Origin of the sequence: Streptomyces sp. NPDC048106, from assembly GCF_040706415.1 — a bacterium.
Classification (GTDB): domain Bacteria; phylum Actinomycetota; class Actinomycetes; order Streptomycetales; family Streptomycetaceae; genus Streptomyces.
The window spans coordinates 99,224-117,687 of record NZ_JBEZND010000027.1 but is presented as its reverse complement, the minus strand read 5'-3'; the positions used below and the strand labels follow the sequence as shown (position 1 = coordinate 117,687).

Sequence of the window (18,464 nt, the reverse complement as noted above, 5' to 3'; positions counted from 1 at the left end):
GTCGCAATCCACACCGAACCGGAAGGGCCCTCACCCGTTCAAGATCCCTCAGCCGAGACCTGGCTCACCCGTCCACAACCTCCCCGGACAGAACAGCTAGGCAGCCCGTCTGCCGAGGTGGCAGCGGTCAGCCGAGGTGGCAGCGGATGGTCGTGCCGTCCGGTCCGGTGTGGGTGCGCACCAGGTCGGCCACCAGGTTGACCAGCAGCAGCCCGCGGCCCCCGCGCCGACCCGCGACGGCGGGGCGGCGTCCGGCCAGCGGATCGGTGAGCCGGCCCCCGTCGCGCACCTCGCACAGCACCTGGCCGCCCTCGGCCCACACGCTCAGCGTGCCCCGGCCGCCGCCGTGCACCACGCTGTTGGTGGTCAGCTCGGCGGTGATCAGGGTCAGGTTCTCCAGCGCCTCGCCGGTGAGCCCGAGCCCCGCGCCGTGGTCCGCGGCCAGATGCCGGACGGCGGAAAGGCGGTCCTCGTCGAACGCGACGCGCAGCACACCGGGCCCGGCGGCCGGGGCGGGCGGCAGCGGCGCGTTGTAGCGGGACACGACGCCCTCCGGGTCGTAGGCCGCGCTGGGCCGCTCCTCGGCGCCCTCGATGACGACGGGATGAGTGGCCCACGCGTCGGCCAGCGCCCGCGCGTCCAGCGCGGCGGTGTCGTAGGGGCACAGGATGGTGACCTCCCGGCCCCGGAACGCCGCGTTGATCAGCGCCTCGTGCTGCACACAGGCGGGGTACTCGGCCGGGCCGCGCCCCGCCCAGACGGGCTCGCCGATGATCCGGGTGCGCCGGCCGGGCGGCTGGGCGTCCGCGAAGGCGCGCAGCACACCGGGGATGATCCGGCCGGGGTTGCGCCCCGCCTCCCGCATGTCGAGGAACCGCACCCCCTCCCCCTCGGCGCCCAGCGCGTCCCGGATCAGCTCCAGCTTCTCGCCGGGCACGGCGACGGCGACCGGCTCACCGGTCTTGAGCGCGGCCCGTACGAAGGGGACGGTGCCGGCGAGGTACGCGCGCTGGTCGCCGTAGAAGAGCGCGGGATGCACGAAGGGCTCGCCGCTCATGAGACACCTCGCTTCCCGGCAGCCTGGACCACGCCCGCGCCTGCCCTCGGCCGCGGAAACCATGCGGCTCGCCCAGGTGGGGTCGCCCACTCGACCACAGCGGGTGTAGGCACGACGACGCAGGGCAGGCGTCCGGCGTGGTGCCCATGGACCGAGCGGGAGGGGAGACATGACCTCAGCGGGACTCGCAGCCCACATCGTACGACTGGACGCCCTGGTGATCGACGCCCGTACGGAGGGCCACCACGCCTTCCTGACGGCCCGCGGCGAGCTGGTCCACGGCGCGACGGACACCCTCGGCGACGCCCTGGCCGCCCTGCCGCCGGAGATCACCGCGATCGAGCTGGACATGGCCGGGCTGTCCTTCCTGGACACGACGGGGCTCGCCTGCCTGGACCTGCTGGCCGAGTACGGCCGGCACCGCGGCATACGGCTCACCACACGCGGCTGGCGAGGACAGCCGCGCCGCGTCCTGGAACTGACGGGACTGGACACCACGGACCCGCTGCACACCGCGCGGGCCGTCGAACCCGTCGTGCGCACCGCCTCCGCGGTCGCCCGGGAACGCGCCGAACAACTGGACCTGCTGCGCATGGAGATAGCGCAGCTCCGGCACGCGCTGGACTCCCGCCCCGTCATCGACCAGGCCCGCGGCGTCCTGATGGCCGCCCACGGGTGCACCCCCGACCAGGCCTGGCAGATCCTGCGCGAGACCTCGCAGCACACCAACACCAAACTGCGCCGCATCGCCGCCGCCGTCACCGCGAGCGCGACCGCCGGCGGCCCGCCCCCGCCGGAAGCCCTGCGCCGCGCCCTGCGCGCGGCCGCCGCCCATCACGTCGGCTGAGGGGCGCGCCGGACTCAGTACGGCAGCACGCGCCCCGACGGCGTCCTGCGATCGATATCCTGCTCCCGCGGCACGGTGGGCCGCCGGCTGACACGTACCCGGATCCGACGGTCCATGACGCCTCCTGCTGCCGACATCGGTAGGGGGTCCGTGCCCATCCGGACGCGACTTCAAGCCCCCGGCCCGCAGGCAGATGCCCCGGCTCGGCGCCGCGGAGGTGATCCGCGCGGCCCAAAGGAACTCCCTGAGCGGCACCGTCGGATCGGCGGCCCGGGATCCGGCGGACCGCCGTGTGGCCGCCTCCGCGAAGAGGACGCCAAGTGGTCTGCGCGTCACGATCCTTGGTGCTGTCTGACCGGTTGTCGGATCGGGACTCGGTGGTGCGGCCGAGTGCCGGCCTTTGGAGATCCGTTCTCGAACACCGGGTCAGCCAGGCTCCGTTCGCCCGGTGTCCGGCTCACGGGTACACCCGGGCCGGGCCGTGCCGCCTTCCTTCTGTTCGCCCGAGGGCCGCCTGCGGACCGTGAGGATCGTGGTGTCGTCCGTGAGCCGGCCCCTGCCGTGCCGGAGCACGCTCCTGCGGACCATTCCGGCGAGAGCCCCCGGGTCGCTCAGGCCCGGGTCGGCGGCGACAGCCCTCTCCACCTCCGCCCGCAGGGGGTAGAACGCGCCCGAGCGGTCGCGCACCTCGGTGACCCCGTCCGTGGTGAGCAGCACGGTCGTGCCCGGGGCGATCCGGGTGCGGACCAACGGGGCCGGCAACGTGGCGATCTCGCTCATCCCCAGGGGGAGCCCGTGTTCACCGGGCAGAGCGCGGACCGTGCCATCGGGCCCCACCAGCAGGGGAGGGTCGTGACCGAGGTTGACCATCTCCAGGATCTGCGGTTCGTCCGCGGGAAAGGCGAGGATCACGGCGGTGGCGAAACGGTCCCGGTTCTCCTCCACACCCATCGCGGCGCTTTCGGCGGTCTGTCTGCACAGCCGGACCTCCATACGTGAGGCGATCGTCTGGAGCGACTCCTCGTGGTAGCCGGCCTCGCGGAATGTACCGAGCAGGACACTCGCGACCTCGACCGCGTCGAGCCCTTTGCCCTGGACGTCTCCGATCAGCACGCGGACGCCCCAGGGACTGGGCTGGATGTCGTAGAAGTCGCCGCCGATCAGGGCCTCGTGGACGGCGGGCAGGTAGATCGCGCAATGGTCGAGGCCACCGAGCCCGGAGGGCAGCGGACGCAGCACGGTGCGGCGCGTGGTCTCGGCGATGTCCCGGACCCGCAGCAGGGACTCGTCGCGTCGGATCAGGATCCAGGCGATGGCCAGAGCCATCAGCCCGCTCACGACCAGCAGCGCGTAGACCGGAGGATGGTTGGCATAGGGCTTCAGCCCCATGGAGTACAGGACCCCGGCGCAGACCACGCTCAGGACGACGAACACGAGCGTGCCCCACAGGCCGCAGAGCCGGACGGACAGCCAGGGCACCAGGACGAACCAGTAGAGCAGACGGGTCTCGGGGCCGGTCCCCAGTTCGAGGAGGACGGCCGCCGCCAGCGCCAGCAGGGGAACGGTCCAGCCCACGCTGTGCCCGCGCCAGATGAGGACGCCCTTGACCGGTGACGTCCTCCGGTACAGCGCCGGCGGAAGACGCGGGTCGAATGCCTGGACCTCGGCACGGCGGAACAACGTCGGCACTCCTCGTGTACAGGGACGTGCGTGATCGTGTGCGTCCAGCGAAACACGGCGGTACCGGGGCCGCATTCGGTGCGGACAACCGCGGGAGACGGAGGCGTCCCGCCACGCCTCACGGTGTCGGACGCAGACCGGCCGGCCGCTGCCCGCGACGGGCGGTGGTCCCCCTGAATCGGGGGTCGCCGCGGCATCAGCTCGGGCGGTAGCCGTCGAGCCGCCCGAGGTTGCGCAACGCCCGTGATCCAGGCTCGCGTCCGGGCGGGCGACCACACCGGGCACGGACAAGCCCGCCGATGGTGCTGGGGCCGCGCGAGCGAGGCATGCGGGTGACACCCTGGCGTGGCGGAACTTACGACTGCACCGCAAGTGAGAACGTATCTGCACCTGCGGCGACTGGTGGGGCGGGTGGGACTCGAACCCACGGCCGACGGATTATGAGTCCGCTGCTCTAACCGGCTGAGCTACCGCCCCATAGCGGTGTGTCGCGTACAAGTGTGCGCGCCGTCTGCCGCAGCATAGCCGCTCATACGATCTCCTGCTTCGGATGGTCGGCTTCCGCTCTGCTCATGACCTTGAGGACATCGGTGCAGGCGTGACGGTTCCGGCGGACATGAAAAAGGACCCCTGAGGGGCCCTCGTTCAGCGTGCTCCCCCGACTGGACTCGAACCAGTAACCTGCCGGTTAACAGCCGGCTGCTCTGCCAATTGAGCTACGGAGGACCGAAGCTCCCCCGACTGGACTCGAACCAGTAACCTGCCGGTTAACAGCCGGCTGCTCTGCCAATTGAGCTACGGAGGATCGCCTCGATCGCATCGAACGTGCCTCCCTGGGTATTCGCCGGGGGGCGGTCGCTCGCTGCGACACATACATTAGCGCAAGCAGGGGGGTGCTCCGCCAATCGGTACTCCGCGAAACCTGCGTCGCACCAGAGACCTACGCACGGGAAGGGTGGCAGCCATGCGCTACCGGCTCACGTTCATCGCCGGACTGGCCCTCGGTTACGTACTCGGCACACGGGCCGGACGCGAGCGCTACGAGCAGCTGAAGAAGTCCGCTCGGCAGTTCGCCCAGAACCCCGCCGTCCGCAACACCGCCGAAAGCGCGGCCCAGCAGGGCCGTACGTACGCCGGCAAGGCCATCCACTCGGTCACGGACAAGGTGGGCGACCACGTGCCCTCGTCCGTGGCCCAGCGGGTGCGTTCCCTGCGGGACCGCTCGTCGGGCGACGACTGGGGCACCAGCAACACGTAGCACCCCGGACATGCGGCAAAATCCTCCGCATGGGGATAGTCGCCGGTTTGGACAGCTCACCTGATTTCACCCGCATCGTGGTCTGCGACACAGACACCGGTGCCGTACTCAGGCAGGGGTACGCCGCCCATCCGGTCGACCCCCTCGAAGGCGGTGGGAAGTCCAGTGACGTCGACCCGCAGGCCTGGCTCCTCTCCCTCGGGGAGGCCGCCGGCGGGGGTCTGCTGGAAGGCGTCCAGGCCATCGGCGTGTCCGCCCAGCAGCACGCGCTGATCCCCCTGGACGCCCAGGGCAACACCGTGCGCCCGGCCCTCGTCGGCGGGGACCGGCGCGCGCAGGTCGCCGCCGCCGACCTCGTGGACGCCCTCGGTTCACGGGAGGCCTGGGCGCAGGCCGTCGGCTGTGTGCCGGGGGCCGCGCAGCCCGTCACCAAGCTGCGCTGGCTCGCCAGGACCGAGCCCGAGAACGCCCAGCGCACCGCCGCCCTGCTCCAGGCCCACGACTGGCTGGTGTGGCAGTTGCTCGGGCGCCCGCCGCGGCGTACCACCGACCGCGGCGGGGCCTCCGGCACCGGCTACTGGTCCGCGGCCACCGGCGGCTACCGCTCCGACCTCGTCGAGCTGGCGCTGGGCCACCAGGTGATGCTGCCGGAGGTGATCGGCCCGTCCGAGGCGGCCGGCACGACCCCGGAGGGGCTGCTGATCTCGGCCGGGACCGGCGAGACCATGGCGGCCGCGTTCGGGCTCGGGATCGGGCTCGGGGACGCGGTGGTCTCCCTCGGCGCCTCCGGCTCGGTGATGGCCGTACACCCCCAGGCGCTGGCCGACCAGTCCGGGATGATCACCTCGCTCGCCGACGCCACCGGCATGCACCTGCCGGTCGTGACCACCCTGAACGCCGTGCGCACCCTGCGCGGCACCGCCGAACTCCTCGGGCTGTCCGACCTGCAGAGCCTGTCCGAGCTGGCGATGAAGTCCACGCCGGGCGCGCACGGCCTCGTCCTGCTCCCCTACCTGGAGGGCGAGCGCACGCCGAACCTGCCGCACGCCGCGGGCACCCTCGCCGGGCTGCGGCGCGAGTCGATGAAGCCGGAGCACCTGGCACGGGCCGCGTTCGAGGGCATGCTGTGCGGGCTCGCCGACGCGCTGGACGTGCTGCGCGGGCGGGGCGTGGAGGTACGGCGGATCTTCCTGCTCGGCCCGGCCGCCGAGCTGCCCGCCGTACAGGCCGCGGCGCCCGCGCTGTTCGGCACGCAGGTCGTCGTGCCGCAGCCCGCGGACTACACGGCGATCGGCGCGGCCCGGCAGGCGGCCTGGGCGCTGGGTGTCTCGCAAGGCGCGCTGGACCCGCACACTCCGCCGGCCTGGCAGGGCGCGGCGGCGCAGGTGCTGGAGCCGGGCGAGGAGCTGGCCGTCGGGCAGGCGGTACGGCAGCAGTTCACGGCGGTGCGGGAGCAGACCCATCCGGGCGCGTTCCACTGAGCCACGCGCCATCAGGCGTGCAAACCGGCTCAAACCGCTCAACAACAGTCAGCACCCGTAAAGCCCTACACAAATCCGCCATCGGGTTAATCAGTTGAGGTAACGCGGGTGGAGTGTCGGACGATAGGGGCCAAGGGCACACCGACCAGCCCCTGTCGCCGACTCCGAGAGACGTAGCGTGCTCATACGACTTCTACGGACCTATCTCAGGCCCTACAAGAAACCCATCACCCTGCAGGTCCTGCTGCAGTTCCTGCAGACCTGCGCCACCCTGTACCTGCCCACCCTGAACGCCCACATCATCGACAACGGTGTCGTGAAGGGTGACACGGGCTACATCCTGTCCTTCGGCGCCCTGATGATCGGCATCTCGCTCACGCAGGTCGTGTGCAACATCGGTGCCGTCTACCTGGGCGCCCGCACCGCCTCCGCGCTGGGCCGGGACATGCGCGCCGCCGTGTTCGACCGGGTGCAGTCCTTCTCCGCCCGTGAGGTGAACCACTTCGGCGCGCCCTCGCTCATCACCCGTACGACGAACGACGTCCAGCAGATCCAGATGCTGGTCCTGATGACGTTCACACTGATGGTGTCGGCGCCCATCATGTGCGTCGGCGGCATCGTGCTCGCGCTCGGCCTGGACGTGCCGCTGTCCGGGGTGCTGGTCGCGGTCGTCCCGGTGCTGGCCGTCTGCGTGACGCTGATCGTGCGCCGGCTGCGGCCGCTGTTCCGCACCATGCAGACCCGCCTGGACAAGGTGAACCGGGTGCTGCGCGAGCAGATCACCGGCAACCGGGTGATCCGCGCCTTCGTCCGCGACGAGTACGAGCAGACCCGCTTCGGCCGGGTCAACGGCGAGCTGACCGAGATGCAGCTGGCCACCGGACGGCTGCTGTCGCTGATGTTCCCGATGGTGATGACCGTGGTGAACGTGTCGTCCATCGCCGTGGTGTGGTTCGGCGCGCACCGCATCGACAGCGGCGGCATGCAGATCGGCGACCTGACCGCCTTCCTCGCCTATCTGATGCAGATCGTCATGTCCGTGATGATGGCCACCTTCATGTTCATGATGGTGCCGCGCGCGGAGGTGTGCGCCGAGCGCGTCCAGGAGGTCCTGGACACCGGCTCCAGCGTGCTGCCGCCGCTCGCGCCCGTCACCGAGCTGCGCCGGCACGGGCATCTGGAGATCCGCGCGGCCGGCTTCCGCTACCCGGGCGCCGAGGAGCCGGTGCTGCACTCCGTACGGCTGGAGGCGCGGCCCGGTGAGACCACGGCCGTGATCGGCTCCACCGGCAGCGGCAAGTCGACCCTGCTGGGGCTGGTCCCGCGGCTGTTCGACGCCACCGAGGGCGAGGTCCTGGTGAACGGCGTGGACGTCCGCGAGGTCGACCCGGCGCTGCTGGCACGGACGGTCGGACTCGTGCCGCAGAAGCCGTACCTCTTCGCGGGCACCGTCGCCACGAACCTGCGCTACGGCAACCCGGACGCCACCGACGAGGAGTTGTGGCACGCGCTGGAGGTGGCGCAGGCCAAGGAGTTCGTGACCCGGCTGGAGGGCGGTCTGAACGCGCCGATCGCCCAGGGCGGCACCAACGTGTCGGGCGGTCAGCGCCAACGCCTCGCCATCGCGCGCACGCTCGTGCAGCGCCCGGAGATCTACCTCTTCGACGACTCCTTCTCCGCGCTCGACTACGCCACCGACGCGGCCCTGCGCGGCGCGCTGGCCCAGGAGACCGCCGAGGCGACCGTCGTCATCGTCGCCCAGCGGGTGGCGACGATCCGGGACGCGGACCGGATCATCGTGCTCGACGAGGGCCGGGTGGTCGGCTCGGGCCGGCACGAGGAGCTGATGGCGGACAACGACACCTATCGGGAGATCGTGCTCTCCCAGCTCACGGAAGCGGAGGCCGCCTGATGGCCGGGCCCATGGGACGCATGATGGTCAAGGGCGGCCCCGACCAGCGGTCGATGGACTTCAAGGGGTCGGGCAAGCGGCTGCTCACCCAGTTCAAGCCCGAACGGGTCACCGTGTACGTCCTGCTGGTGTGCGTGGTCGCCAGCGTGGCGCTCAGCGTGGTCGGCCCGAAGATCCTCGGCCGGGCCACCGACCTGGTCTTCTCCGGCATCATCGGCCGGCAGATGCCCGCCGGGGCCACCAAGGAGCAGGTGCTGGACGGGATGCGCGCCCACGGCAAGGGCGCCATCGCGGACATGCTCCAGAGCACCGACTTCACCCCGGGCAAGGGCATCGACTTCGGCGCGGTCGGCGACGTGCTGCTGCTCGCGCTCGTCACCTTCCTGATCGCCGGGGCGCTGATGGCCGTGGCGACGCGGCTGGTCAACCGGTCGGTGAACCGCACGATGTACCGGATGCGCGAGTCCGTGCAGGCGAAGCTGTCCCGGCTGCCGCTGTCGTACTTCGACAAGCGCCAGCGCGGCGAGGTGCTGTCCCGAGCCACGAACGACATCGACAACATCGGGCAGACGCTCCAGCAGTCGATGGGCCAGCTGATCAACTCGGTGCTGACCATCATCGGCGTGCTGGCGATGATGTTCTACGTCTCCTGGATCCTCGCGCTGGTCGCGCTGGTCACGGTGCCGCTGTCCTTCGTCGTCGCCACGCGGGTCGGCAAGCGCTCGCAGCCGCACTTCGTGCAGCAGTGGCGCTCCACCGGCAAGCTCAACGCCCACGTGGAGGAGATGTACACCGGGCACACGCTGGTGAAGGTGTTCGGGCGGCAGGAGGAGTCGGCGAAGCAGTTCGCCGAGCAGAACGAGGCGCTGTACGAGGCCGCGTTCAAGGCGCAGTTCAACAGCGGTGTGATGCAGCCGCTGATGATGTTCGTGTCGAACCTGAACTACGTGCTGGTGGCGGTGGTCGGCGGGCTGCGGGTCGCCTCGGGCGCGCTGTCCATCGGTGATGTGCAGGCGTTCATCCAGTACTCGCGGCAGTTCTCCATGCCGCTGACCCAGGTGGCCTCCATGGCGAACCTGGTGCAGTCCGGTGTGGCCTCGGCCGAGCGGGTCTTCGAGCTCCTGGACGCCGAGGAGCAGGAGGCGGACCCGGTGCCGGGCGAGCGGCCGGCGGAGCTGCGCGGGCGCGTGCAACTGGAGCACGTGTCCTTCCGGTACGACCCGGAGAAGCCGCTGATCGAGGACCTCTCGCTCACGGTGGAGCCCGGCCACACGGTCGCCATCGTCGGCCCCACGGGCGCGGGCAAGACCACGCTGGTCAACCTGCTCATGCGGTTCTACGACGTGTCCGGCGGGCGGATCACCCTGGACGGGGTGGACGTGCGGAAGATGAGCCGGGACGAACTGCGGTCCGGGATCGGCATGGTGCTCCAGGACACCTGGCTCTTCGGCGGCACCATCGCGGAGAACATCGCGTACGGCGCCTCGCGTGAGGTGACCCGGAGCGAGGTCGAGGAGGCCGCGCGGGCCGCGCACGCCGACCGGTTCATCCGGACGCTGCCCGAGGGGTACGACACCGTGATCGACGACGAGGGCACGGGGGTGAGCGCCGGTGAGAAGCAGCTCATCACCATCGCGCGGGCGTTCCTGTCCGACCCGGTGATCCTGGTGCTGGACGAGGCGACGAGTTCCGTGGACACCCGGACCGAGGTGCTGATCCAGAAGGGCATGGCCAAACTCGCCGCCGGCCGCACGTCGTTCGTGATCGCGCACCGGTTGTCGACCATCCGGGACGCGGACACGATCCTCGTCATGGAGAACGGCTCCATCGTCGAACAGGGCGCGCACGCCGAGCTGCTGGCGGCGGACGGGGCGTACGCCCGGCTGTACAAGGCGCAGTTCGCGCAGGCGGTGGCGGAGCTGGACTAGAAGAGGTGGGGGCCGCCGAGGGGTGGCCCCCACCGTCAGTCCAGGTAGCCCCTGAGCTGGTCCGCGTACGCGTGGTCCCTGAGCTTGTTCAGGGTCTTGGACTCGATCTGGCGTATCCGTTCGCGGGTGACGCCGAAGAGGCGGCCGATCTCCTCCAGGGTGCGGGGGCGGCCGTCGAGGAGCCCGTAGCGCAGTTGCACGACCTTGCGTTCGCGCTCGCCCAGCGTGGACAGCACCGCGTCCAGGTGCTGCTTGAGCAGGAGGAACGCGGCGGACTCCATGGGGCTCGCGGCGTCGCCGTCCTCGATGAGGTCGCCGAGCGCCACGTCGTCCTCCTCGCCGACGGGGGCGTGCAGCGAGACGGGTTCCTGGGCGAGCCGCAGCACCTCGCCGACCCGCTCGGGCGGCAGGTCGAGATGGGCGGCGACCTCCTCGGGCGTCGGCTCGTACCCCCGCTCCTGGAGCATGCGGCGCTGCACGCGTACGACGCGGTTGATCAGCTCCACGACGTGCACCGGGACACGGATGGTGCGGGCCTGGTCGGCGAGGGCGCGGGACATGGCCTGGCGGATCCACCAGGTGGCGTAGGTGGAGAACTTGTAGCCGCGGGCGTAGTCGAACTTCTCCACGGCGCGGATCAGGCCGAGGTTGCCCTCCTGCACCAGGTCGAGCATGGTCAGCCCGCGCCCCACGAACCGCTTGGCGACGGACACGACGAGCCGCAGGTTGGCCTCGATCAGCCTTCGCTTGGCCACCCTTCCCATGACCACCAGCCGATCCAGGTCCTGGGCCAACCGGCTGTCCAGATCAGGGGTGTTGCTCAGCTTCTCCTCCGCGAACAGCCCGGCCTCGACCCGGCGGGCGAGTTCGACCTCCTCGGCGGCGGTGAGCAGCGGGATACGGCCGATCTCGCGCAGGTACTGCCGGAACAGATCGGCGGTGGGCCCGCCGCCGCTCTCCGGATGCAGGGGTGCGCGGCCCTGCGGTGGCACGGCCACCAGAACGTCCGGCTCCGCGTCCGGCTCGTCCACGACGCCACCGGTGCTGTGCGCGGTAGGGGTGAGGGTCTGGGTCTGCACGAGGGCGACCTCCAGGATGTTCGCCACTGGAGCGGGAGGTCCGGCGACCTGCACTCCACGGACTCGGCACCCCCAACAGTGTGGGGTACGACACATCGCCGCCACGAGGGGTGTGCGGTGACTTTTTGCGTCCGGTTGGTGACCCGTTGCTGACGGCACCCCGTCGGGGGTCCTGGAGCGCCCTACAGGGCCTCCGCGCCCCGCTCCCGCAGGGACTGGTCGTACTGCTGGAGTATCCACATCTCGTTCTGGACGGCGGCCAGTTGGGAGGGGTCGCCGCCGCTGGAGAGGCGGGTCATCTGGAATTCGATGTCGCGGATGCGGCGCTCGACGGCGCGGCGGCGGATCTGGACCAGGACGGTGCCGGCGTAGGTCTCGTCGACGGTGCGGCGCAGGATCGGTTCGACGGCGAGTTCGGTGACCATGGCGCGCGCGGTGTCGTCCGGTGCGGCCTCGCGGACGCGGACCAGGTACTCCTGCGGGTCGGACGCGCCGTACTCCGCGCCGCCCGCCTCCGCGATGGTCTGCCGTACGGCGGCATACGGGGGCGCGGTGAACTCGTCCACCCCGTACGCGTCGAAGGCCGGTGAGACCAACTCGGGGCGCTGGAGGGCGAGTTTGAGGAGTTCGCGCTCGGCGGCGTACACCGGGTTGCGCAGGGTGAGGGCCGGGCCCGAGGTGGCGGTGCGCGGGGCGGCCGCCCAGTGCTGTTCCGCGCCGCGCGGGCGGTCCTGCTGGGGGCCCCGGCCGCCCCGGTCCCGCGCCCAGCGGGCGAGCTGGGCCACCCGTCGCACCACGAACTGCGTGTCCAGGATGCCGAGCAGACCTGCCAGCTCGACCGCGACCTCGTGCTGCGCGCCGCTGTTCTTGATGCGGGCCACGATCGGCGCGGCCTCGTCCAGGGCGGCGGCGCGGCCCCCCGAGGTGTCCAGGTCGTACCGGCTCACCACTTGGCGCAGCGCGAACTCGAAGAGCGGGGTGCGGGGTTCGGCCAGTTCGGCCACCGCCTCGTCGCCCTTGGCGAGCCGCAGCTCGCACGGGTCCATGCCGTCCGGCGCGATGGCGATGTACGTCTCGGCGGCGAACTTCTGGTCGTCCTCGAACGCCCGCAGCGCGGCCTTCTGCCCCGCCGCGTCGCCGTCGAAGGTGAAGATCACCCGGGCCGATCCGTTGTCCATCAGCAGCCGGCGCAGGATCTTGATGTGCTCGCCGCCGAAGGCCGTACCGCACGTCGCGATGGCCGTGCGCACCCCGGCGAGATGGCAGGCCATGACGTCGGTGTACCCCTCGACCACCACCGCCCTGCTGGACTTCGCGATCTCCTTCTTCGCCAGGTCGATGCCGTAGAGGACCTGCGACTTCTTGTAGATCGCCGTGTCGGGGGTGTTGAGGTACTTGGGGCCGTTGTCCGACTCGTACAGCTTGCGGGCGCCGAAGCCGACGACCTCGCCGCCGATGTCCCGGATCGGCCACATCAGGCGGCCCCGGAAGCGGTCGATGGGGCCGCGCCGGCCGTCCTGGGACAGCCCGGAGAGGACCAGTTCCTTGTCGCTGAAGCCCTTGCCGCGCAGGTAGCGGGTGAGGTGGTCCCAGCCCTGGGGGCTGTAGCCGACGCCGAAGTGCTCCGCGGCGGCCTGGTCGAAGCCGCGCTCGGCGAGGAAGACCCGGCCGGTCTCCGCCTCGGGGCTCGCCGCGAGCTGCTCGGCGTACCACTGCGCGGCGATCTTGTGCGCCTCGACCAGCCGGATGCGTTCGCCGCGCTGGTGGGCCGGGTTGTACCCGCCCTCCTCGTACCGCAGCGTGATCCCGGCCTGGGCGGCGAGCCGCTCCACCGCCTCCGAGAAGGAGAGGTGGTCCACCTTCATCACGAAGGTGATGGTGTCGCCGCCCTCCTGGCAGCCGAAGCAGTGGAAGAGACCCTTGCCGGGGCTGACCTGGAAGGACGGCGACTTCTCGTCATGGAACGGGCACAGCCCCTTGAGGTTGCCGCCGCCCGCGTTGCGCAGCTGGAGGTACTCGGAGACCACGGCGTCAATCGGGACCGCGTCCCGTACCGCCTTCACGTCCTCGTCGTTGATCCGTCCTGCCACGAGTGAATTCTACGGTGGCGGAGGGACAGCCCCGGGGTTCGCGGTGTTCAGGGGACGAGGCGGTCGAGGGGCACGTGGGGGTCGGCGAGGGCGTCCGTGTCCACCTGGGCCCGGGACCGGATGAGCCGCTGCACCTGCTCCGTGACGTTCCACACATTCACGTTCATGCCCGCGAGCACCCTGCCCTCGCGCGCCCAGAACGCGATGAACTCCCGCCTGCCCATGTCACCCCGGATGACCACCTGGTCGTAGGAGCCCGGCGGCGCCCACCCGCTGTACTCCATCCCCAGGTCGTACTGGTCGGTGAAGAAGTACGGCACCCGGTCGTAGACGGCGTCCTGTCCGAGCATCGAGCGCGCCGCGGCCGGTCCGCCGTTGAGCGCGTTGGCCCAGTGCTCGACCCGGATCCGGGTGCCGAACAGCTCCAGCGGGAAGGCGGCGACGTCACCGGCGGCGTAGATGTCGGGGTCGGACGTGCGCAGCCGCTCGTCCACCACGATCCCGCCGCCGTGGGCCCGGTCGGCGATCTCCAGTCCCGCCGCCTCGGCGAGCGCCACCCGCGGCACCGCGCCGATCGCCGCGAGGACGTCGTGCGCCGGGTGCTCCTCGCCGTCGTCGGTGCGCACGGCGAGGACCATGCCGTCCTGGCCGATGATCTCGGTGAGCCGCCGCCCGAAGTGGAAACGCACCCCGCGCTCGCTGTGCAGCTGGGCGAAGACATTGCCCAGCTCGGGGCCGAGGGCGCCGTGCAGCGGCGTCGGCTCCGGCTCGATCACGGTGACCTCCGCGCCGTACTCGCGCGCCGCCGCGGCGATCTCCAGCCCGATCCAGCCGGCGCCGGCGATCACGAGGTGCCCGTTGTCCCGGCCGAGGGAGGCCAGCACGCCCTTGAGCCGCTCGGCGTGGGCGAGCCGGCGCAGATGGTGGACGCCCGCGAGGTCGGTGCCGGGGATGTCCAGGCGGCGCGGCTCGGCGCCGGTGCACAGCAGCAGCTTGTCGTAGCGCACGAGGGTGCCGTCGTCGCCGTAGCGCACGGTCTTGGCCGTACGGTCGATTCGGTCGACGCTCTGGCCGAGGTGCAGCTCGATGTCGTTCTGCGCGTACCAGGCGGGCTCGTGCACGAAGACGCTGTCGCGCTCCGCCTTGCCGAGCAGGAAGCCCTTGGACAGCGGCGGCCGCTCGTAGGGGTGGTCGCGTTCGTCGCAGATCAGTATCGCCCTGCCGGTGAAGCCTTCCGCGCGGAGCGTCTCCGCCGCCTTCGCGCCGGCGAGGCCGCCTCCGACGATGACGAATGTCTGATCCGCGTCGACCACTTGTCTGCCTCCTCGTAAGGGTGCTGCCACAGGGGAGCGTCCCCCACCCGGCGTGCGGCGGGAAGGGGGGGTGACCCGATCAGGCCACCCGGTGTCACGTTCCTCTCACATATGCCCGGTCAGTCTCGCGTGCAGCGAGAGCGCGGAGGCGTCGGTGAGGGATGCGATCTGGTCGACGATCACCCGCTTGCGCGCGTGGTCGTCCGATGCCCCGTCGAACAGCGCCCGAAACTGCGGATCCAGGCCGTCCGGCGCGCGGGCGGTGAGCGCCTCGGCCAGTTCCGCCACGATCACCCGCTGGTCGGCGCGCAGCCGTTCCTGCTCGGCGCGCTGCATCACGTACCGGTCGGCGACCGCCTTGAGCACCGCGCACTCCATCCGGGTGGCGCGGGGTACGACCAGCCGCGCGTCGTAGCGGGTGAGCCGGCCGCCGCCGTACCCGGCGCGGGTGGCGCCCTCGGCCGCCAGGCAGAACCGTCCGATGAGCTGACTGGTGGCGTCCTTCAGGCGGGCCTGGGCGACCGCGGTGCCGTCGTAGCCGTGCGGCCACCACTCCTCGTCCTGGAGCCGGTCGAGGGCCTCGGCGAGTTCGGCCGGATCGGTGTCCGCGGGGACGTAGCGGCCGATGGCGACCTCGAACACGGCCCGCCGTTCGGGCTCCGCGTACAGGCAGTCGGGGTCGATGTGGCCAGCGTGCAGACCGTCCTCGACGTCGTGCACCGAGTAGGCCACGTCGTCCGACCAGTCCATGACCTGGGCCTCGAAACAGGTGCGGGTGCCGGGGGCCGACGCCCTGACCCAGTCGAACACCGGGCGGTCGTCCGCGTACACCCCGAACTTCCCCGACGCGGGGTCGGTGGGGTGGGCGCCGCGCGGCCAGGGGTACTTGGTGGCGGCGTCGAGGACGGCGCGGGTGAGGTTGAGGCCGACGGAGCCCTGCTCGGTGAACCGTTTGGGCTCGATGCGGGTGAGGAGCCGCAGGGACTGGGCGTTGCCCTCGAAGCCGCCGCAGTCGTCCGCGAAGGCGTTCAGCGCCTGTTCGCCGTTGTGGCCGAAGGGCGGGTGGCCCAGGTCGTGGGAGAGGCAGGCCGCCTCGACGAGGTCCGGGTCGCAGCCGAGGGCGGCGCCCAGTTCCCGGCCGACCTGGGCGCACTCCAGGGAGTGGGTGAGCCGGGTGCGGGGGCTGGCGTCCCAGACCTGGCTGTGGCTGCCCGGCGCGACGACCTGCGTCTTGCCCGCGAGGCGGCGCAGCGCGGCGGAGTGCAGGATGCGGGCGCGGTCGCGCTGGAAGGCGGTGCGGCCGGGGCGTTTGTCGGGCTCGGGCGCCCAGCGCGCCAGGGCGGCGGGACCGTAGGGGCCGGGGGGTGCGCTGCCTTCCATGATTCGACAGTAGGCGCAGGTGGCGGCGAACGGGGGGTGCCGGGCGGCCCGGTCGTACGGCGGGGCGGGGATCAGGCCGCATCCGGCGGGCGGCCGAATCGCACACCGAGGCGAACCGGATCGCCGCCGCCGGCGTCCTCCTTGGTCGGGACCGGCACCGGGTTCCGTACCGAGGGGGCTGTATGAGGATCCGTCGACCGCGGCTGCCGCGCACCCGCGCCGGGCAGCGGCGGCTGGTGCGGGCCGTGGTGGCCGTCTGCGTGCTGGCGCTGCTGCCCGCGGCCTGGCTGTTCACGTCCACGGCGGACCGGCTGCGCACGGTCGCGGACGCGCCGCCCGCGCCGGTCGCGGTGGTGTTCGGGGCCGGGCTGTGGAACGGGGAGCCGTCGCCCTACCTCGCGCACCGCCTGGACGCGACGGCGAAGCTGTACCGCGACGGCCGGATCAGGGCCGTCCTGGTCACCGGCGACAACAGCCGCAAGGACTACGACGAGCCGGACGCCATGCGCGCCTACCTCACCCGGCACGGTGTGCCGGGCCAGAAGATCGTGCGCGACTACGCCGGGTTCGACACCTGGGACTCCTGCGTCCGGGCGAAGAAGATCTTCGGCGTGGACCGCGCCGTCCTGGTCAGCCAGGGCTTCCACATCCGGCGGGCGGTCGCGCTGTGCGAGGCGGCGGGCGTCGACTCGTACGGCGTCGGGGTCGACGAGCCGCACGACGCCACCTGGTACTACGGCGGCACGCGCGAGGTGTTCGCGGCGGGCAAGGCGCTGCTGGACACGGTCTTCCACCCGGCCCCGACCTTCCTGGGGCCCCGGGACCAGGGGCTCGCGAAGGCGCTCGCGGGGACGGGGAGTCCGGCTCGGCGCGGGAACGGCTGAGCATGGGGATCACCGATGGGACCGCCGGGGGGATCACCGATCTGACGCCCGCCGAGCGGCGGGTATGGGACGCCTTTCCGCTCGGCGAGGGGGTCGACTTCCGGGAGGGGGACGACGACGATCCCGCGCGGGGCGCCGACTGGGGGCCGGAACGCACCGTACGGGCCGAGGTGCTGCGGGAGTTGCTGCTGGCCGGGCCGGTGCGGGAGGGCCGTACGCCCGGTCTGAAGGTGGCGGGCGCGCGCATCACCGGGCGGCTCGACCTGAAGTACGGCACCGTCGCCTGCGCCGTCCGGCTGCGCGGCTGCCACTTCGAGCAGGCGCCCGACCTGTACGGGGCGCGGATCGTCGCGCTCGCCCTCAGCGACTCGGTGCTGCCGGGACTGACGGCCGGGGCGCTGCGCGCCGAGGGGGTCGTGCGGATCACGTGCTGCCGCGTCACGGGCCCGGTACGGCTCCAGGGGGCCAGGCTGTCCGGGGCGTTCTTCGCCAACGGGGCGCTGCTCGGGACGCCCGGGGAGGAACCGGCGGAGCCCGTGCTCCAGCTCAACCACGCCGAGGTGGCCACCGACGTGTGGGCGGCGGGGCTGGTCGCGCACGGCGAGGTGCGGCTGAACGGGGCCGTCGTCGGCGGTCAGGTGAACCTCAACGACGCGGTGCTCGACGCCCCCGGCGGCACCGCGCTGCACGCCGAGGTCCTGGCGGTCGGCACCGATCTGCACGCGATGCGGCTGCGCGCGCGGGGCCGGGTCAACCTGGGCGGCGCCCGCATCCCCCGCCAGCTCAACCTCGCCCACGCCCGGTTGTCCAACCCGGGCGGGCAGGCCCTGCGCGTCAGCAGCGGCGTCATCGGCGAGCTGTGGCTGCGCGAGGCCGCGCCGGTCGAGGGCTCCGTCAACCTGCGCCGCGCCCAGCTCGACCTGCTGCACGTGCCGCCGGAGGTGTGGCCCGGCCGGGTCCAGCTCGACGGTCTGTCCTACCGCGTCCTGGCCCCGCACCTGCCCGCGGCACAGCGCCTGCCCCTCCTGGAACGCGAGCAGGAGGGCTATCTCCCGCACCCCTACGAGCAGTTGACCACCGCCTACCGCACGGTAGGCGACGAGGCCGCCGCCCGCACCGTCCAACTGGCCAAGCTCCGCCGCCACCGCCGCACCCTGCCGGCGTACGCCCGCCTGTGGGGCCACCTCCAGGACGCGGCCGTCGGCTACGGCTTCCGCCCCATGCGCGCCGCGCTCTGGCTGCTGCTCCTGCTGTGCACGGGCAGCCTCGCCTTCGCCCTGCACCACCCGCCCGCCCTCAAGCCGTCCGAGGCCCCCACCTTCAACCCGCTCTTCTACACCCTCGATCTGCTGCTGCCCATCATCGACTTCGGCCAGGAACCGGCGTACGCGCCGCGCGGCGGCTACCAGTGGCTGTCGTACCTGCTGATCGCGCTGGGCTGGGTGCTGGCCACGACGATCGCGGCGGGCATCACCCGTTCCCTGAACCGGCAGTGAGCCCCGGTCAGGGCGCTTCCTGTGAACTCCCTATGGACAGAGCTTGTCATGCCCCCTTA

The 18,464-nt window shown here is 71.8% G+C and carries 13 protein-coding genes and 3 tRNA genes; 7 read left to right on the top strand and 9 right to left on the bottom strand.

All coding sequences use genetic code 11. From position 1 onward, the window contains the following. Positions 1-127: 127 nt before the first annotated feature. On the bottom strand, positions 128-1,057 hold the full coding sequence (locus AB0927_RS25795) for a sensor histidine kinase (protein ID WP_366670078.1): 930 nt from the start codon (positions 1,055-1,057) through the stop codon (positions 128-130). 169 nt (positions 1,058-1,226) lie between these two features. On the opposite strand from AB0927_RS25795, the gene AB0927_RS25790 reads away from it, so the two are divergent. Further along, entirely contained in the window at positions 1,227-1,904 is a 678-nt protein-coding gene (locus AB0927_RS25790; RefSeq protein ID WP_366670077.1) for an ANTAR domain-containing protein, read from the top strand. A 426-nt stretch (positions 1,905-2,330) separates the two neighbouring features. Here AB0927_RS25790 and AB0927_RS25785 read toward each other — a convergent pair whose 3' ends face one another. The 4 genes from AB0927_RS25785 to AB0927_RS25770 all read right to left on the bottom strand — a co-directional run bounded on the left by AB0927_RS25785 (position 2,331) and on the right by AB0927_RS25770 (position 4,389). Continuing rightward, complete coding sequence (locus tag AB0927_RS25785) at positions 2,331-3,584, bottom strand: PP2C family protein-serine/threonine phosphatase (RefSeq protein WP_366670076.1); 1,254 nt, start codon at positions 3,582-3,584, stop codon at positions 2,331-2,333. Positions 3,585-3,984: 400 nt separating this feature from the next. After that, positions 3,985-4,061 (bottom strand) — tRNA-Ile (locus AB0927_RS25780). Positions 4,062-4,237: 176 nt separating this feature from the next. Next, a tRNA-Asn gene (locus tag AB0927_RS25775) sits at positions 4,238-4,310 on the bottom strand. 6 nt (positions 4,311-4,316) lie between these two features. Next, positions 4,317-4,389 (bottom strand) — tRNA-Asn (locus AB0927_RS25770). 159 nt (positions 4,390-4,548) lie between these two features. Here AB0927_RS25770 and AB0927_RS25765 point away from each other — a divergent pair. The 4 genes from AB0927_RS25765 (at position 4,549) to AB0927_RS25750 (ending at position 10,163) form a co-directional block, all read left to right on the top strand. Then, positions 4,549-4,842 (top strand): YtxH domain-containing protein, encoded by a 294-nt coding sequence (locus AB0927_RS25765; protein WP_366670075.1) that lies wholly within the window; start codon positions 4,549-4,551, stop codon positions 4,840-4,842. 29 nt (positions 4,843-4,871) lie between these two features. After that, positions 4,872-6,323: an FGGY family carbohydrate kinase gene (locus AB0927_RS25760; protein ID WP_366670074.1), complete on the top strand. Its 1,452-nt coding sequence runs from the start codon at positions 4,872-4,874 to the stop codon at positions 6,321-6,323. A 178-nt stretch (positions 6,324-6,501) separates the two neighbouring features. Then, positions 6,502-8,235 carry an ABC transporter ATP-binding protein gene (locus AB0927_RS25755; protein WP_366670073.1) on the top strand — a complete coding sequence of 578 codons (1,734 nt, stop codon included), beginning with the start codon at positions 6,502-6,504 and terminating at the stop codon, positions 8,233-8,235. Then, positions 8,235-10,163, top strand: coding sequence for an ABC transporter ATP-binding protein (locus AB0927_RS25750; protein ID WP_366670072.1), 1,929 nt, complete (start codon positions 8,235-8,237; stop codon positions 10,161-10,163). Before AB0927_RS25755 ends, AB0927_RS25750 begins: the two co-directional genes overlap by 1 nt. A gap of 35 nt (positions 10,164-10,198) precedes the next feature. Here AB0927_RS25750 and AB0927_RS25745 read toward each other — a convergent pair whose 3' ends face one another. From AB0927_RS25745 to AB0927_RS25730, 4 genes are all read right to left on the bottom strand, one after another. After that, positions 10,199-11,338 (bottom strand): RNA polymerase sigma factor, encoded by a 1,140-nt coding sequence (locus AB0927_RS25745; RefSeq protein WP_366670071.1) that lies wholly within the window; start codon positions 11,336-11,338, stop codon positions 10,199-10,201. A gap of 86 nt (positions 11,339-11,424) precedes the next feature. Further along, complete coding sequence (gene dnaG, locus AB0927_RS25740) at positions 11,425-13,332, bottom strand: DNA primase (RefSeq protein ID WP_366670070.1); 1,908 nt, start codon at positions 13,330-13,332, stop codon at positions 11,425-11,427. A 47-nt stretch (positions 13,333-13,379) separates the two neighbouring features. Next, positions 13,380-14,645: an FAD-dependent oxidoreductase gene (locus AB0927_RS25735; protein ID WP_366670069.1), complete on the bottom strand. Its 1,266-nt coding sequence runs from the start codon at positions 14,643-14,645 to the stop codon at positions 13,380-13,382. A gap of 105 nt (positions 14,646-14,750) precedes the next feature. Continuing rightward, positions 14,751-16,025 carry a deoxyguanosinetriphosphate triphosphohydrolase gene (locus AB0927_RS25730; RefSeq protein WP_366670068.1) on the bottom strand — a complete coding sequence of 425 codons (1,275 nt, stop codon included), beginning with the start codon at positions 16,023-16,025 and terminating at the stop codon, positions 14,751-14,753. A 182-nt stretch (positions 16,026-16,207) separates the two neighbouring features. Here AB0927_RS25730 and AB0927_RS25725 point away from each other — a divergent pair, with 182 nt between their 5' ends. Further along, the gene (locus AB0927_RS25725) at positions 16,208-16,909 is read left to right on the top strand and encodes an ElyC/SanA/YdcF family protein (protein ID WP_366670067.1); all 702 of its coding nucleotides are present in this window, start codon (positions 16,208-16,210) and stop codon (positions 16,907-16,909) included. Positions 16,910-16,911: 2 nt separating this feature from the next. After that, the gene (locus tag AB0927_RS25720; RefSeq protein WP_366670066.1) at positions 16,912-18,405 is read left to right on the top strand and encodes a membrane-associated oxidoreductase; all 1,494 of its coding nucleotides are present in this window, start codon (positions 16,912-16,914) and stop codon (positions 18,403-18,405) included. Positions 18,406-18,464 lie beyond the last annotated feature (59 nt).